Below are 15623 nucleotides of genomic sequence, written 5' to 3'. Positions count from 1 at the left end.
CCTGGGGTGATCCTGGGAGGCGCGGATTGACACGCGCTTGTTAAGAGTTAATGTCTTTTATCGTGAAAAAACAGTTTTGCGTCAATTGTTTTTTCCGGCAGTTCCTGTGCGGCTGGATGAGTAGCGGCGCTGCAACCGGTAAGCGAGCCCCTCGGCAAAGCGATTCCGCTTTCGAGGGCGATAGGAACGTCATATTGCGCTTCAAGCCGGCCGCCGCAAGCGCCGGCCAGCGATGGGTCAGGGCATGTCGAAGAGCAACAACGTCTACAAGGATGCCTATAACAGGTGCCTCAGGCTGCTCGACGAGACGCGCAGCCTGCCTTCGGAACCGGAGCTGGGTACGCTGCTCGGCGTCAGCCGCACCACGGTGCGCAGCATCCTTGCGCGCATGGAAGAAACCGGATTGATCGCCTGGAACAAGCGCGCCAAGACGGTGCTGCGCGAAACGCGCCCCGATGATTTCTTTCCCGAGGAAGAGACCGACACGCTGGCCGAGATCATCGAGCGGTCGTTCATGCGCAGGCTGCTCGCCGGCGGCGCCGAGGCCGGCATGCAGATCAACGAGCTCGAACTGGCGCGCGAGATCGGCGTCGGCACCACCAGCGTGCGCGAGTTCCTGATCCGCTTCTCCCGCTTCGGCCTGATCGAGAAGCGCCGCAATAGCCATTGGGTGCTGAAGGGTTTCACCCGCGCCTTCGCGCTGGAGTTGACGGAAATCCGCGAGATGTTCGAGCTGCGCTCGGCATCGGCATTCACCGCACTGCCGCAGGACAGCGCGGTGTGGGCTGATCTCGACAATCTCGAAGAGGAACACCGCGGCCTCGCCCGTGACATCGCCACGCGCTTCAACGAATTCTCCGAGCTCGACGAGCGCTTCCATCGGCTGATTCACCGCGCCTCGCACAACCGCTTCATCGTCGATTTCTATGATGTCATCGCCATGATCTTCCATTACCACTACCAGTGGAACAAGGCGCAGGAGCGCGAGCGCAACGAAATCGCGATCGGCGAGCATCTGGCCTATATCGCGGCGCTCAAATCACGCGACCTGGGCAAGGTCGATGCCGCCTGCCGCAAGCATTTGAAGTCGGCGCGCCAGACGCTGCTGACCTCGATCCCCGAGAGCCGGCACCCACAGAGGCCCTGATCGCGCCGCGTTGCCGCAGCACCGATTTGCCGATTTTCCGTCTCTTGCTGCCGTGGTAGACATCTTCCGGTGATCGCTTGAAGATGCAGATGGTTTGAACAGGCAAGTCATTTGACCAAAAAGGGGAGACGGTGGAGCATTCCGGTCGCGCTTGTCGCGGCCTACCTGCTGCTGCTTCAGTCGACGCTGAGCGCATTCGCCTTCGCCACCGGACCGGCCGCCTCGCAAATCGACGCCTTCGGCAACGTCATCTGCACCCACGAGGGCACTGCCCAGCTTCCCGATGGCGGCCCGCATCCGTCGCATCTGCCGGCATGCTGCATGCTGGGCTGCAGCATGGTTTCAGCGGCCTTTGCGCCGCCACCCGATGCCGGGCTTGCGCTGGCCTCGCTTTCGTTCGAAGCCGTCGTTTTCATCTTTCCGGCGGCCACGCATCTCAATTTCGCGCGCCAGCGGTCGCCGTCGAACCCGCGCGCGCCGCCGCTTTCGGCCTGAGCCTGCTGTACGCTCGGCGGAACCTTCCGCCGGTGCTTTCATCCAAAGAACGAATCGTTCGCGACCGGCCAACGGCGCGATCCCCTATTCATGGAGCAAACCATGTCCCAAGCTTTTCATATCGCGGCGCCTCCTTCGGGCGGCCGCACCAAATTCCCGCGCCGTTTCAATGAACGTGTCGGCCTTGCCGTGCTGGCGTTTGTGCTCTTGTTCTTCGGTGCCCAGGCCGTCTGCGCGCATGAATTCAAGGCCGGCGATCTCGAGATCGAGCATCCCTGGTCGCGCGCGACACCCACAGGCGCCAAGGTGGCCGGCGGCTATTTCACCATCACCAACAAGGGCAATGCGGCCGACCGGCTGCTGTCGATTTCCTCCGATGTCTCCGACAAGGCAGAGCTGCATGAAATGGGCGTCAAGGACGGCGTCATGACCATGCGGCCGGTGGTGGGCGGCCTGGAGATCCCGGCCGGCGGCAAGGTGGCGCTGGCGCCCGGCGGCTATCACCTGATGTTCATCGGCCTGAAGCGGCAACCCAAGCAGGGCGAAGAATTCGCCGCCACGCTGACTTTCGAAAAGGCTGGCGCCGTCAACGTCGAGTTCGCTGTCGAAGGCATGGGCGGCGGCATGGACGACCACGCCAATTGACCGCGCCATCCACAACTATTGAATTCAGAGGGACCATCATGAACAAGTATCTTTTGTCGGCCGGCGCGCTTCTGGCGCTGGGGACCAGTGCCGCCTTTGCGCATGTCACGCTCGAAACACAGGAAGCGGCGGTCGGTTCGACCTACAAGGCCATCCTGCGGGTGCCGCATGGCTGTGACGGCAAGGCGACGACCGCCGTGCGCGTGCAGATCCCGGAAGGGGTGATCGCGGTGAAGCCGATGCCGAAGCCCGGCTGGACGCTGCAGACCAAGAAGGGCAAGTACGAGAAATCCTACCAGCTCTACGGCCAGGCGGTGGCCGACGGCGTCAAGGAGGTCGATTGGAGCGGCGGCAATCTGCCGGACGAATTCTACGACGAGTTCGTCTTCCGTGCGATGCTGACGGCAGACCTCCCGGCGGGTCAGAAACTCTATTTCCCGGTGGTGCAGGAGTGCGATGGCGCCGCCGACCGCTGGATCGAAATCCCGGCGGCCGGGCAGGACGAAGACGCCCTGGAGAACCCCGCGCCCGGCATCGAGCTCACGCCGAAAAAGTAAGCTCTCGCGGTGCGCTCCATGTCGGGAGCGCGCTGCATTTCATGGCAATGACATGACGGTGATATTCCCTTCCAGGATGGTTCGCATGGCCGGCAAGCTCATCGGCCGGGTTTCTGCTGGGCTGCTGGTCGTGGCCGTGCTGCTGATTGCCATGGCGGCGACAAATCAGGCTTTCGCCCACGCCGCGCTGATCAAGACCGATCCGGCCGATGGCGCCGTGCTGTCGCAGGCCCCGGCGCAATTCGCGCTGACTTTCAGCGAACCGGTCTCGCCACTGGTGCTGACGCTGGTGAAGCCCGACGGCACGCCCGTTCCGCTGACGTCCTTCCGCCTCAGCGACCAGACCGTCGTGATCGACGATCCGCAGGCACTTGGATCGGGCACGCATGTGCTGAGCTGGCGAGTGATTTCCGCCGATGGTCATCCGGTCGGCGGCTCTCTGCTGTTTTCCATCGGCGCGGCGAGCCAGCCGCCGACTGTTTCCGAAGCCGTCGACTGGCAATTGCGCTCGGCGATCTGGATCGGCAAGGTCTGCCTCTATATCGGCCTGTTCCTCGGCGTCGGCGGCGCCTTCGCTCTCGCCTGGCTGGCGCGAAGTGGCCGCGCCGGACAGCGCTGCGTCGCCGCCGCAATCCTGTGCGGGCTTGTCGCGGCACCCATGTCGCTTGGCTTTCAAGGGCTGGATGCGCTCGGCGCACCGCTCTCGCATATGGCGCAGCCGGCCATCTGGACCGCCGGTCTCGGCACCAGCTTCGGCTGGACGGTGTTGATCGCGTTGATCGCGCTAGGGCTCGGCCTTTTGTCGCTGGCCGGACCGCGCGCGGCCGCCAGGCCCCTCGCGCTCGCCGGCCTGGCCGGAACGGGCCTCGCGCTCGCGGCCAGCGGCCACGCAAGTGCCGCCGAGCCACAATGGCTGACGCGGCCGATGGTGTTCCTGCACGGCGCCGGCATTGCCTTCTGGGCCGGTGCGCTGGCGCCGCTCGGACTCGCGCTAAAACGGCAGGATGCCGAAGCCGTCACGTTCCTTCGCCGGTTCTCCGCCGCTATCATGCCGGTGGTGGCCTTGCTCGCCGCCGCGGGCGTGGTGCTGGCCGTCATCCAGGTGCAAACACCCGCAGCGCTGGTCAACACCGCCTATGGCCGGCTGCTGCTGGTCAAGCTTGCGCTGCTGGTCTTCCTGTTCACGCTCGCCGCCGTCAACCGCTGGAGATTGACGGCAATGGCCGAGGCGGGGGCGACGGAAGTGCGGCGCAGGCTCACCCGTTCGATCGGCGTCGAAATACTGATCGTGCTCGCCATCTTCGGTGTTGCCGCCGGCTGGCGCTTCACGCCGCCGCCGCGGGCGCTGGCGATTGCCGCGGCGCAGCCGGTGTCGGTTCATATCCACGCGCTGAAGGCGATGGCCGACCTCAGCATCACGCCCGGCCATGCCGGGCCGGTCGCCGCCTCGATGATCATCATGACCGGCGATTTCGGGCCGCTCGACGCCAAGGAGGTGACGCTGGTGCTGTCGAAGCCGGACTCCGGCATCGAGCCGCTGAAGCGGGCCGCGACAAAGCCCGGCGACGGCAGCTGGCGTGTCGACGATCTCGTCATCCCGGTCCCTGGCCGGTGGATGGCGCGCATCGACATACTGGTCTCCGATTTCGAGATGGTGAAGATCGAGGCGCCGGTAGACATCAGGCCGTGATGGCTCTCCAACACAATTCGGCGAGGCGGTTGACGCGAGCCTGAAGGCCCGTCAATCATCCTGGCAGGATGCATCTTGGCAAAAACCCGGGCAATCGCGGGCTCGAACAAACAAGATCCGAAAGCAGGGAAGAAACATGGAAAAAGCCGAAATTGGCCTGATCGGCCTTGGCACGATGGGCTCCAACCTGGCGCTCAACATCGCCGAGCACGGGCACCGCATCGCTGTGTTCAATCGCACCAAGGCGCGTACGGATGCCTTTGTCGAGAATGCCGGCGCGCTCAGGGATATGGTTGTCCCCTGCTACAGCCTGGAAGAACTCGCCGCCGCGATCCGGCCGCCGCGTCCGATCATCATCATGGTGCTGGCCGGCAAGCCGGTCGATGAACAGATCGCCGCATTGCGCGGCGTGCTGTCCCATGACGACATCGTCATCGATGCCGGCAACGCCAATTTCCGCGACACGATGCGGCGCTTTTCCGAGCTGGCGGGCTCCGGCCTCACCTTCATCGGCATGGGCGTGTCCGGCGGCGAGGAGGGTGCGCGCCACGGGCCGTCGATCATGGTCGGCGGCACCGAGGAGTCCTGGAAGCGCGTCGAGAAGGTGCTGACGGCAATCTCCGCCAAGTTCAAGGACGAGCCATGCGCGGCCTGGCTCGGCACCGACGGCGCCGGCCATTTCGTCAAGACCATCCACAACGGCATCGAATATGCCGACATGCAGATGATCGGCGAGATCTACGGCATCCTGCGCGACGGCCTGGGCATGGCGCCGAAGGAGATCGGCGCCGTATTCGCCGGCTGGAACAAGGGCCGGCTCAACTCCTACCTGATCGAGATCACCGCCAAGGTGCTGGCGTCAGATGATCCCAAGACCGGCAAGCCGGTGGTCGACATCATCCTCGACCGCGCCGGCCAGAAGGGCACCGGCAAATGGTCGGTTATCGAGGCACAGCAACTCGGCATTCCGGCGACCGCCATCGAGGCGGCGGTGGCGGCACGCGTCCTGTCATCGATCAAGGACGAGCGGCTTGCGGCGGAAAAAGCCTATGGCAACATCGGCGTCACCAGGATTTCGGGCGACAAGGCAGACCTGCTCAAGGATCTGGAACTGGCGCTGTTCGCCGGCAAGATATCAGCCTACGCGCAAGGCTTCGCCGTGATGAGCGGCGCTTCGAAGGCGTTCAACTGGAACCTGCCGATGCCGACCATCGCCAAGATCTGGCGTGCCGGCTGCATCATCCGATCGCAGATGCTCGACACCATGGCCGAAGCCTTCGGCCGCGGCGGCGCTTCGACCAATCTCCTGATGGCGCCGGCCTTCATCACCATGATGCAGGAGGCGCATCCGTCACTGCGGCGCGTCGTGGCCAGGGCTTCCGAAGCCGGATCGCCGGTGCCGGCGCTGTCTTCGGCCCTTGCCTATTTCGACAGCTATCGCCAGGGCCGCGGGACCTCGAACCTGATCCAGGCACAGCGTGATTTCTTCGGTGCGCATGGCTTCGAGCGTATCGATGACAAGGGCGCCTTCCATGGACCCTGGGGGAGCGGCGCCGCCGGCTAGCGGTTCAGCGTTTCGCGGAACGGCGTACCGCTCTATCTCTTTGTTTTTTGGGCAATGCCTTAGGAAAGCTACGCGGGAATTGCTCTGGCGGCGGGGCTTCAATCAGCCGCGATAGGCCACAACTTCGCCCGGCGCGCTGAGTGACTGCAGCGAGCCGGGCGCCGCGCCGCCGATCCAGCCGAGCACGGCGCGGGCGAGCTCGGAGCCGGCCAGCCGGAAGTTCTCGTTGACGATCAGCAGTTCCCGGCGGAACAGATGCAGCAGTTCCGACGATTGCTTCGACACCACGTCGATGTCGCGGCCGAGTTTCAACCCGGCGTCCTCGATGCCGGCAACAATGGCAAGCGTGGCGGCCGCGGCGCTGCTGACGATGCCGTCCGGCCTGATGTCGCGCCGCATCAGCTGCGCGGTCCTCATCCTGATCTGCTCGATCGAGTGGTCGATCGAAACGGTGTTGAACGGCACCTCCGAGGCGCCGACTTCGCTCAGCGCGTCGGCAAAGCCGTTCACGGTGTGGCCGTGATAGGTCAGGCCTACCGGCGGCGTCACCAGGGCCAGCCGACGCCGGCCCAGGCCGGCCAGATGGCGCACCGCCTCGGCCGCGAAGGCGTAATTGTCGAAATCATGATAGGGGTGCACGAGCCCCATATCGGTGCGGCCGTGCGTTGCAAAAGGTATGCCGCGCTCCAGCATGTAGCGGGCCCTTGGATCGTTGGGCTGCGTGCGCGAAATGATGACGCCGTCGGCGGAGCCGGTCTCGACGAGATAACGCACCGGATCCAGCGGATCCTGTGAGCGCGAGTAGGGCGTGACGATCAGATGGTAGGGCGTATCGGCGATGACTTCGGTGACGCCGTAGATGATGTCCGAGACAAAGCTCATGATCTCGTGCTCGGTGTTGAGCACGAGGCTGATGACGTTGGTCTTGCCGGTTCGCAGGCGCACGCCGGCGCGGTTCGGCCGGTAACCGATCTGCTTGGCCACGAGCTGGACGCGGCGCCTGGTCTCGGCGCCGATCTCCGGCGCGTCCTTCAGCGCCCGCGACACGGTGGTGACGCCGAGCCCGGTCATGAAGGCAAGCGTCTTCAGCGTCGGCCGCTCCCTGGCCGACGTCTCGTCATCGCTGTCCGTGCGCCGTCTGTCCATTCGTCCCGCCCCGTCAGGCGCTTAGCAGCCGCCGGCCAGGCCGGCAATCGCCGCCGTCGCTCCCATGGCGCGTCTCCTTAGCTGAACAAGCCTATACTGAAACGTTACAGATTGTCACGACCGGTGTTCGACCAGGCTGTGGCCGAGGTCGAAAGTCCGCATGGGCTCGCCGCCGAAAAGCGTTGGGAATCAGCAGGAAAGGCATTGGGAGCAAGCTTCTTGCGAGCTTTCTGTCTTGCCATGTGGGATTTTGCGTCTTGCGCTGCACAACGGGCTCCATCCCGAAAGGATTTTGTTCGCGGCTCGAAAAATATCGAACTGACTTTCAAGGGAAGGGTTGCGCATATCTTGCAATTGCCGTATCGAAAATCTGTAACGTTTCAGATTCTGGGAGGAAACCGAAATGCGATACAAATTCCTGACCGCCGCGCTTGCGGCGACGGTGGCGTTGAATTTTGCCGGGCCGGCGGCCGCAACCGATCTGGAAGTCACCCATTGGTGGACATCCGGCGGCGAGGCCGCGGCGGTCGCCGAACTCGCCAAGGCCTTCGACGCAACCGGCAACCACTGGGTCGACGGCGCCATCGCCGGGTCCGGCGGCACGGCGCGGCCGATCATGATCAGCCGCATCACCGGCGGCGACCCGATGGGTGCCACCCAGTTCAATCACGGCCGGCAGGCGGAAGAGCTGGTGCAGGCAGGCCTGATGCGCGACCTCACCGATGTCGCCACCAAGGGCAAGTGGACCGAGGTCGTGCGGCCGAAGAGCCTGCTCGACGGTTGTACCATCGACGGCAAGATCTATTGCGTGCCGGTCAATATTCACTCCTGGCAGTGGCTGTGGCTGTCGAACGCGGCCTTCGAGAAGGCGGGCGTGCCGGTGCCGAAGAACTGGAACGAATATGTCGCCGCCGCCCCGGCGCTGGAAAAGGCCGGCATCGTCCCGCTCGCGGTCGGCGGGCAGGCCTGGCAGGCATCGGGCGCCTTCGACGTACTGCTCGCCGCAGTGGGCGGCACCGACACCTTCCTCAAGGTCTACAAGGACAAGGATGCGACGTTCGCCGCCGGTCCCGAAGTCGCCAAGGTCTTCAAGGCGGCCGACGATGCGCGCAAGATGGCCAAGAACACCAATGTCCAGGACTGGAACCAGGCGACCAACATGGTCATCACCGGCAAGGCCGGCGGCCAGATCATGGGCGACTGGGCGCAGGGCGAATTCCAGGTCGCCGGCAAGACCGCCGGCAAGGACTATACCTGCCTTCCCGGGCTTGGCCTGAACGAGGTCATCGCCACCGGCGGCGACGCCTTCTACTTCCCGCTGCTCAAGGACCCCGACAAGTCCAAGGCGCAGGAAGTGCTGGCCGAGACCTTGCTCGATCCCAAGACCCAGGTCGCCTTCAATCTCAAGAAAGGCTCGCTGCCGGTGCGCGGCGACGTCGACCTCAACGCGGCCAATGATTGCATGAAGAAGGGCCTCGACATCCTGGCCAAGGGCGCTGTCATGCCCTGGACGGACCAACTGCTCTCGCAGGACAGCCAGAAGCAGAAGGAGGACCTGTTCTCGGAGTTCTTCGCCAAGCCCGACATGACGCTCGAAGAGGCGCAGAAGCGCTTCGCCGACATCATCGCCTCGGCCGATTGACCGCCGACGAGCCGTCTCGCTCCCGACCCGGCCACCGCAGGGCCGGGAGCGAGGCGTGCTGACCTTGCCGCCCTTACCCGATCCAGCATGGCTGCACCGATGAGCAAGAGCGAACGCCCGAGCCAACTCTTCCGCAATCTCAATGCGAAGGTCGCCTCGATCCCGATGATCCTCACCGCGCTGGTGGTGTTTGTCGGCGGCACGGCCTGGACGGTGCTTTATTCCTTCACCAATTCGAAGCTTCTGCCGCGGCTGCATTTCGTCGGGCTCGACCAGTACTACCGGCTGTGGGCGACGCCGCGCTGGCTCGTCTCGATCGAGAATCTCTTGATCTACGGCGTGCTGTCGCTCGTCTTCTCGCTGGTAATCGGCTTCCTGCTTGCGGCCCTGCTCGACCAGAAGATCCGTTTCGAGGACACGTTCCGCACCATCTTTCTCTATCCCTTCGCGCTTTCCTTCATCGTCACCGGCCTCGTCTGGCAATGGCTGCTCAATCCCGATTTCGGCATTCAGGGAGTGGTTCGCGACCTCGGCTGGACGAGCTTCAATTTCGATCCGCTCTACAATTCGAGCATCGTCATCTACGGCATATTGATCGCCGCGCTGTGGCAAGGCACCGGGCTGATCATGTGCCTGATGCTGGCCGGCCTGCGCGGCATCGACGAGGACATCTGGAAGGCCGCGCGGGTGGACGGCATCCCCACCTGGAAGACCTATCTCTTCATCATCATCCCGATGATGCGACCGGTCTTCATAACCACGCTGGTGATCATCGCGTCGGGCATCGTCAAGGTCTACGACCTCGTCGTCGCGCAGACCAGCGGCGGTCCCGGCATTTCCTCTGAAGTGCCAGCCAAATATGTCTACGACTACATGTTCTTCGCCCAGAACCTCGGCCAGGGTTTTGCCGCCTCGACCATGATGCTCTTGTCGGTGATGATCGTCATCGTGCCGTGGGCCTATCTCGAATTCGGGGGCCGCAAGCGTGTCTGATCATGCCGTCTCCCTGGCCGCGTCCCCCGCCGCCATTCGCGCCGATGCCTCGGGGCCGAGCGGACCGAAGCCCCGGCACATGTTCTCGCGCCGCAACATCTTCCTGTACGGCACGCTCATCGTGGTGGCGCTCTACTACCTGCTGCCGCTCTATGTGATGGTTGTCACCTCGCTCAAGGGCATGCCGGAAATTCGTCTCGGCAACATCTTCTCGCCGCCGGTCGAGATCACGTTCGAGCCGTGGGTCAAGGCATGGTCGCAGGCCTGCACCGGCCTTAACTGCGACGGTCTCTCTCGCGGCTTCTGGAACTCGGTGCGCATCACCGTCCCCTCGGTGATCCTGTCGATCGCAATCGCCTCGGTGAACGGCTACGCGCTGGCCAACTGGCGCTTCAAGGGCGCCGACACGTTCTTCGTCATCCTGATCGTCGGGGCCTTCATCCCCTATCAGGTGATGATCTATCCGATCGTCATCATCCTGCGCGAGATCGGCCTCTATGGCAGCCTGAGCGGCCTGGTGATCGTGCATTCCATTTTCGGCATGCCAATCCTGACGCTCTTGTTCCGCAACTATTTCACCTCCATGCCGGAGGAACTGTTCAGGGCTGCGCGCGTCGATGGCGCCGGCTTCTGGGGCATTTATCTGCGCATCATGTTGCCGATGTCGCTGCCGATCTTCGTCGTCGCCGTCATCCTGCAGGTGACCGGCATCTGGAACGACTTCCTGTTCGGCGTCGTCTATACGCGCCCCGACACCTATCCGATGACGGTGCAGCTCAACAACATCGTCAACTCGGTGCAGGGGGTGAAGGAATACAATGTCAACATGGCCGCCACCATCCTGACCGGGCTGGTGCCGCTGGTCGTCTACTTCATTTCCGGCAAATTGTTCGTGCGCGGCATTGCCGCCGGCGCGGTGAAAGGGTGATGTCGATGGCGGCAAACGGCACCAGCGTTTCGATCCAGGACCTGTCGCTGAACTTCGGCTTGGTCTCGGTGCTGCAGACGCTCAACCTCGACGTCGCCGAGGGCGAGTTCATAGTGCTGCTCGGACCCTCGGGTTGCGGCAAGTCGACCTTGCTCAACTGCATCGCCGGACTGCTCGACATTTCGGACGGCCGGATCTTTATCAAGGGCAAGAACGTCACCTGGGAAGAGCCCAAGGACCGCGGCATCGGCATGGTGTTCCAGTCCTACGCACTCTATCCGCAGATGACGGTGGAGAAGAACTTGTCCTTCGGGCTGCGCGTCGCGGGCGTGCCCAAGGACGAGATCGCGAAGCGCATAGCGCGCGCCGCCGAGATCCTGCAGATCGAGCCGTTGTTGCAGCGCAAGCCCGCGGCGCTCTCCGGCGGCCAGCGTCAACGCGTGGCGATCGGGCGCGCGCTGGTGCGCGACGTCGACGTGTTCCTATTCGACGAGCCACTGTCGAACCTGGACGCCAAGCTGCGCTCCGAACTGCGCGTCGAGATCAAGCTTTTGCACCGCAAATTGCAGAACACCATGATCTACGTCACGCATGACCAGATCGAGGCGATGACGCTGGCCGACCGTATCGCGGTCATGCGCGGCGGCGTCATCCAACAACTCGACGCGCCGCAGACCATCTATAACAAACCGGTCAACCGCTTCGTCGCCGGCTTCCTCGGTTCGCCGGCGATGAACTTCATTGACGGCAGGCTCGAGAAAGACGCTGGCAACTGGTTTTTCGTGGCCGACAATCTCAAGGTTCCACTCGGCACCTATCATTTCGACAAGCAACCGGAAGCCGGCCCTGCCGTGTTCGGCATCAGGCCCGAGCATGTCAGCCTGAACAGCGGCACGGGTTGGCCATTCTCGACGGCGGCCAATGTCGAGGTGGTCGAACCGATGGGGTCCGACACGCTGGTGTGGCTGAAGCTTGCAAAGCAGAATTTCAGCGTCCGGGTCACCTCGGAACGGACGCCCAAGAACGATGAGGCGGTGACGGTGGGCTTCGACCCGATGCGCGCCTCGCTCTTCGATGCCCAAACCGGCAGCCGCATCTAAAGCCCGATAACCATCCCCCAAGCAGAACGGACAAAGACGATGAACTGGTCATTCCAACTTTACAGCGCGCGCAATTTCCAGCCCTGGGAAGGCGTGCTCGAGATGCTCGGCAAGCTCGGCTACACAGAGGTTGAAGGCTTCGGCGGCGTCTATGACGATCCCAAGGCCTTCCGCGCTCAACTCGACAAAAACGGCCTTGCCATGCCGACCGGGCATTTCTCCATCGATGCGCTGGAGAAGGATTTCGACGGCGTGCGCAGGATAGCTGAAGCGCTCGGCATCAAGCTTTTGATCTGCCCCTTTCTCATGCCTGAGTCCAGGCCTTCGGACGCTGCCGGCTGGCGCGGCTTCGGCGAGCGCCTGGCCAAGGTCGGCGAGACGGCGAAGAAGGGCGGCTACGGCTTTGCCTGGCACAATCATGATTTCGAGTTCAAAAAACTCGCCGACGGCTCGCTGCCACAGGATCACATCCTGGCTTCAGCGCCCGACATCGGCTGGGAGATGGATGTCGCCTGGGTGGTGCGCGGCGGCGCCGATCCGCTGCCCTGGATCGAAAGGCACGGCAAGCGCATCGTTGCCGTTCACGTCAAGGACATGGCAAGGCCGGGCGAGGGGCTGGACGAGGACGGCTGGTCGGATGTCGGCCACGGCACGATCGACTGGGCCGGCCTGATCGAGGCGCTGCGGGCCAAGAGCGCGGCCAAATATTTCATCATGGAACAGGACAATCCCAATGACATCGAGCGCTTCGCCCGCCGTTCGATCGCAACCGTAACGGCCTATTAGGAACAAGCATCATGGCAAACAAACTTGGCGTCGGCGTCATCGGCTGCGGCAACATCTCGAAGGCATATTTCTCGCTGGCGCCGCTGTTTCGCGGCATCAAGATGCGGGCTTGCGCCGATATCAACATGGACGCCGCGAAAGCGCGGGCGAAGGAGTTCAAGCTGCGCGCCGAGACGGTCGAGGACCTGCTCAAGGCCGACGACATCGACATCATCGTCAACCTGACCATTCCGGCCGTGCACTACGAAGTGTCGAAACAGGTGCTCGACGCGGGCAAGCATGTCTATTCGGAAAAGCCCTTCGTGCTTTCGGTCAAGGAGGGGCTCGACTTGAAGAAGCGGGCGGAGAAGAAGGGACTTCGCATCGGCTCGGCACCCGACACCTTCTTCGGCGGCGCGCATCAGTTGGTGCGCAACCTGATCGATACCGGCAAGCTCGGCAGGATCACCAGCGGCACCTGCCATGTCATGGGGCACGGCATGGAGCACTGGCACCCCAATCCGGACTTCTTCTTCCAGCCGGGCGCCGGCCCCGTGCTCGACATCGGGCCGTACTACATCACCAATCTGATCCAGCTGATCGGACCGGTGAAGCAGGTGGCGGCCTTCGCCACAACCCCGGCCAAGGAACGCACGATCAGTTCGAAGCCGCGCGCGGGCGAAAGGATCCCGGTCAACACGCCGACCACCATCCACGGCCTGCTGGAGTTCGAGAATGGAGCCGTGATCACGCTCAACACCAGCTGGGACGTCTGGAGCCACGGCCATGCGCCGATGGAGCTCTATGGCGAGATGGGAAGTGTGTTCGTGCCGGATCCGAACTTCTTCGGCGGCGACGTGCGCTTCACTGAAGCGGCCAAGCCGGTCAAGAAGCTGCCGAAATGGCAGCATCCGTTCGGCGTGCCCAATGAGATGCATTCACAGGGCATGATGGCCAATTATCGCACCGCCGGTCTCGCCGACATGGCGATTGCGATCTCCGAGGGCAGGCCGCACCGCTGCTCGATGGAGCTGGCGCTGCACGCCGTCGACGTCATGACGGGAATCCTGCGCTCGGGGGAAACCGGCAAGTTCGTCGCCATGCAGACCACCTGCGAACGTCCAGCCGCGCTCGGCATCAAGGAAGCCAAGGCGCTGATGGCGAAGAAGAGCTAGAGCGCGGATTATCGATAATTTTGATGAACCCTCTCCCCGTTTTCGCGGGGAGAGGGTAAGGGTTGGGGCGCAGGGCCTGCGCGTCGCGTTCCGATGACAGTGCCCAATCCATCCAGCTTCGAGGATTTTCCCCATGCCCTATGTCGCCGCCGAAAACCGCTATGAAAAAATGGTCTATAACCGCTGCGGGCGGTCCGGCCTGAAGCTGCCGGCGATCTCGCTGGGGCTGTGGCACAATTTCGGCAACGACACGCCGCACGGGACCAAGCAGGCGATCGTGCGCAAGGCCTTCGACCTCGGCATCACGCATTTCGACCTCGCCAACAATTACGGGCCGCCGCCCGGCTCGGCCGAGATTGCGTTCGGTGAGATACTGCGCACCGACTTCGCCGCCTACCGCGACGAACTCATCATCTCGACCAAGGCCGGCTACGAGATGTGGGCGGGGCCCTACGGTCAATGGGGCGGACGCAAATATTTGCTGGCCAGCCTCGACCAGAGCCTGAAGCGGATGGGGCTCGACTATGTCGACATCTTCTATTCGCACCGCTTCGATCCGGATACGCCGCTGGAGGAGACGATGGGCGCGCTCGACCATGCGGTGCGCGCGGGCAAGGCGCTCTATGTCGGCATCTCGTCCTACAATTCGCAGCGCACGCGCGAGGCGGCCGATATACTGAAGCGGCTCGGCACGCCTTGCGTAATCCATCAGCCGAGTTATTCGATGCTGAACCGCTGGGTCGAGGACGATGGCCTGCTCGATACGCTCGATGGGCTGGGCGTCGGCTCGATCGTGTTCTCGCCGCTGGCACAGGGCATGCTGACCGACAAATATCTCGGCGGCATCCCCGAGGGCAGCCGTGCCTCCCAGGGCAAGTCGCTGCGGCCGGCCTTCATCAACGACAAGACCATCGCCAACATACAGGCATTGAACGCGATCGCGGGCCGCCGTGGCCAGACGTTGGCGCAGATGGCGCTGGCGTGGGTGCTGCGCAAGGGCAAGGTGACATCGGCGCTGATCGGCGCCAGCCGGCCGGAGCAGGTGGAGGACTGTGTCGGCGCGCTGGAGGCGCCCGACTTCAGCGACGCCGAGCTTGCCGAGATCGACAATTATGCGCGCGAGTCCGACATCAATCTGTGGGCAGCCTCGGCCGAGCGCAACGGCCCGCCGAGGAAGTAGGCATCGGAGCCGGCAAACGACAACGGTGGGAGCCCTCCCGCCGTTGTCGTTTGCGGAATGCCGCGCCAGCGCGTTTCAACAGAGGAGTAGCAAAGACAGCGGTTCGTCGCTATCTGAATGGGACGGGCCGTTTGCATATGGAAACGGCCTGTATGTGACACAAGGCAGGTCGGAAACAGGATCATGGCGGCAAGGGATGTGCTGACGAAGAACCAGCTGTGCGTGCTCGAGAAACTCGAGGCCGCCAGCGGGCCGCTCAGCGCCTACACCTTGCTTGACCAGCTGCGCGAGCGGGGTTTCCGCGCGCCGCTGCAGGTCTACCGCGCGCTCGACACGCTGGTGAAGTCCGGCTTCGTGCATCGGCTGGAAAGCCTCAATTCCTTCGTCGCCTGCGTCGAACCGCACGATCACAGCCATTCCATGACCGCTTTCGCCATCTGCGACACATGTGGCCAGGTGAGCGAAATGTCCGACCATGATGTCGGCCACCGGCTGGACGAATGGGTGCGCTCCACCGGCTTTGCCGCCAAGAAGGCGGTGATCGAGTTCCGCGGGACATGTGCCAAGTGCCGGGCGCAAGCTGCCTAGTCTAAGGT

15 protein-coding genes are annotated in these 15623 nt (G+C 63.5%); 14 read left to right on the top strand and 1 reads right to left on the bottom strand.

Annotated features, from left to right (window positions below; translation table 11 throughout):
• Positions 1 to 244 precede the first annotated feature (244 nt).
• The 6 genes from FJ949_RS25550 (at position 245) to gndA (ending at position 6098) form a co-directional block, all read left to right on the top strand.
• Positions 245 to 1147: a GntR family transcriptional regulator gene (locus FJ949_RS25550; protein WP_140500297.1), complete on the top strand. Its 903-nt coding sequence runs from the start codon at positions 245 to 247 to the stop codon at positions 1145 to 1147.
• A 138-nt stretch (positions 1148 to 1285) separates the two neighbouring features.
• Complete coding sequence (locus FJ949_RS25545; protein WP_140500463.1) at positions 1286 to 1642, top strand: DUF2946 family protein; 357 nt, start codon at positions 1286 to 1288, stop codon at positions 1640 to 1642.
• Between the two features lie 102 nt (positions 1643 to 1744).
• Entirely contained in the window at positions 1745 to 2287 is a 543-nt protein-coding gene (locus FJ949_RS25540) for a copper chaperone PCu(A)C (protein WP_140500295.1), read from the top strand.
• A gap of 38 nt (positions 2288 to 2325) precedes the next feature.
• Entirely contained in the window at positions 2326 to 2844 is a 519-nt protein-coding gene (locus tag FJ949_RS25535; protein ID WP_140500293.1) for a YcnI family protein, read from the top strand.
• Positions 2845 to 2929: 85 nt separating this feature from the next.
• On the top strand, positions 2930 to 4534 hold the full coding sequence (locus tag FJ949_RS25530) for a copper resistance CopC/CopD family protein (RefSeq protein ID WP_224646447.1): 1605 nt from the start codon (positions 2930 to 2932) through the stop codon (positions 4532 to 4534).
• A 115-nt stretch (positions 4535 to 4649) separates the two neighbouring features.
• Positions 4650 to 6098: an NADP-dependent phosphogluconate dehydrogenase gene (gndA, locus tag FJ949_RS25525; protein ID WP_281405498.1), complete on the top strand. Its 1449-nt coding sequence runs from the start codon at positions 4650 to 4652 to the stop codon at positions 6096 to 6098.
• A 102-nt stretch (positions 6099 to 6200) separates the two neighbouring features.
• On the opposite strand, the gene FJ949_RS25520 is transcribed toward gndA, so the two are convergent.
• Complete coding sequence (locus FJ949_RS25520; RefSeq protein ID WP_140500287.1) at positions 6201 to 7244, bottom strand: LacI family transcriptional regulator; 1044 nt, start codon at positions 7242 to 7244, stop codon at positions 6201 to 6203.
• A gap of 403 nt (positions 7245 to 7647) precedes the next feature.
• On the opposite strand from FJ949_RS25520, the gene FJ949_RS25515 reads away from it, so the two are divergent.
• The 8 genes from FJ949_RS25515 to FJ949_RS25480 all read left to right on the top strand — a co-directional run bounded on the left by FJ949_RS25515 (position 7648) and on the right by FJ949_RS25480 (position 15615).
• Positions 7648 to 8886, top strand: coding sequence for an ABC transporter substrate-binding protein (locus FJ949_RS25515; protein ID WP_140500285.1), 1239 nt, complete (start codon positions 7648 to 7650; stop codon positions 8884 to 8886).
• 99 nt (positions 8887 to 8985) lie between these two features.
• Positions 8986 to 9879: a sugar ABC transporter permease gene (locus FJ949_RS25510; RefSeq protein ID WP_140500283.1), complete on the top strand. Its 894-nt coding sequence runs from the start codon at positions 8986 to 8988 to the stop codon at positions 9877 to 9879.
• A gap of 34 nt (positions 9880 to 9913) precedes the next feature.
• Positions 9914 to 10807 (top strand): carbohydrate ABC transporter permease, encoded by an 894-nt coding sequence (locus FJ949_RS25505; protein WP_224618053.1) that lies wholly within the window; start codon positions 9914 to 9916, stop codon positions 10805 to 10807.
• The gene (ugpC, locus tag FJ949_RS25500; RefSeq protein WP_181165360.1) at positions 10807 to 11907 is read left to right on the top strand and encodes a sn-glycerol-3-phosphate ABC transporter ATP-binding protein UgpC; all 1101 of its coding nucleotides are present in this window, start codon (positions 10807 to 10809) and stop codon (positions 11905 to 11907) included. Before FJ949_RS25505 ends, ugpC begins: the two co-directional genes overlap by 1 nt.
• 39 nt (positions 11908 to 11946) lie before the next feature.
• Positions 11947 to 12693 carry a sugar phosphate isomerase/epimerase gene (locus tag FJ949_RS25495; protein WP_140500279.1) on the top strand — a complete coding sequence of 249 codons (747 nt, stop codon included), beginning with the start codon at positions 11947 to 11949 and terminating at the stop codon, positions 12691 to 12693.
• A gap of 11 nt (positions 12694 to 12704) precedes the next feature.
• Entirely contained in the window at positions 12705 to 13847 is a 1143-nt protein-coding gene (locus FJ949_RS25490) for a Gfo/Idh/MocA family oxidoreductase (protein WP_140500277.1), read from the top strand.
• A gap of 133 nt (positions 13848 to 13980) precedes the next feature.
• Positions 13981 to 15027, top strand: coding sequence for an L-glyceraldehyde 3-phosphate reductase (gene mgrA, locus FJ949_RS25485; RefSeq protein ID WP_140500275.1), 1047 nt, complete (start codon positions 13981 to 13983; stop codon positions 15025 to 15027).
• Positions 15028 to 15210: 183 nt separating this feature from the next.
• Positions 15211 to 15615 carry a Fur family transcriptional regulator gene (locus FJ949_RS25480; RefSeq protein WP_140500273.1) on the top strand — a complete coding sequence of 135 codons (405 nt, stop codon included), beginning with the start codon at positions 15211 to 15213 and terminating at the stop codon, positions 15613 to 15615.
• Positions 15616 to 15623: the final 8 nt, after the last annotated feature.

Source organism: Mesorhizobium sp. B2-4-1 (assembly GCF_006442185.1).
Classification (GTDB): domain Bacteria; phylum Pseudomonadota; class Alphaproteobacteria; order Rhizobiales; family Rhizobiaceae; genus Mesorhizobium.
The sequence above is the reverse complement of the archived record's forward strand: the minus strand, read 5'-3'. Positions and strand labels throughout refer to the sequence as shown.

Bases quoted from the DNA above. Each gene is read 5' to 3' on its own strand.
- FJ949_RS25550 (WP_140500297.1), top strand. From the start codon at position 245: ATGTCGAAGAGCAACAACGTCTACAAGGATGCCTATAACAGGTGCCTC.
- FJ949_RS25540 (WP_140500295.1), top strand. From the start codon at position 1,745: ATGTCCCAAGCTTTTCATATCGCGGCGCCTCCTTCGGGCGGCCGCACC.
- FJ949_RS25535 (WP_140500293.1), top strand. From the start codon at position 2,326: ATGAACAAGTATCTTTTGTCGGCCGGCGCGCTTCTGGCGCTGGGGACC.
- FJ949_RS25530 (WP_224646447.1), top strand. From the start codon at position 2,930: ATGGCCGGCAAGCTCATCGGCCGGGTTTCTGCTGGGCTGCTGGTCGTG.
- FJ949_RS25520 (WP_140500287.1), bottom strand. From the start codon at position 7,244: ATGGACAGACGGCGCACGGACAGCGATGACGAGACGTCGGCCAGGGAG.
- FJ949_RS25515 (WP_140500285.1), top strand. From the start codon at position 7,648: ATGCGATACAAATTCCTGACCGCCGCGCTTGCGGCGACGGTGGCGTTG.
- FJ949_RS25510 (WP_140500283.1), top strand. From the start codon at position 8,986: ATGAGCAAGAGCGAACGCCCGAGCCAACTCTTCCGCAATCTCAATGCG.
- ugpC (WP_181165360.1), top strand. From the start codon at position 10,807: ATGTCGATGGCGGCAAACGGCACCAGCGTTTCGATCCAGGACCTGTCG.
- FJ949_RS25495 (WP_140500279.1), top strand. From the start codon at position 11,947: ATGAACTGGTCATTCCAACTTTACAGCGCGCGCAATTTCCAGCCCTGG.
- FJ949_RS25490 (WP_140500277.1), top strand. From the start codon at position 12,705: ATGGCAAACAAACTTGGCGTCGGCGTCATCGGCTGCGGCAACATCTCG.
- mgrA (WP_140500275.1), top strand. From the start codon at position 13,981: ATGCCCTATGTCGCCGCCGAAAACCGCTATGAAAAAATGGTCTATAAC.
- FJ949_RS25480 (WP_140500273.1), top strand. From the start codon at position 15,211: ATGGCGGCAAGGGATGTGCTGACGAAGAACCAGCTGTGCGTGCTCGAG.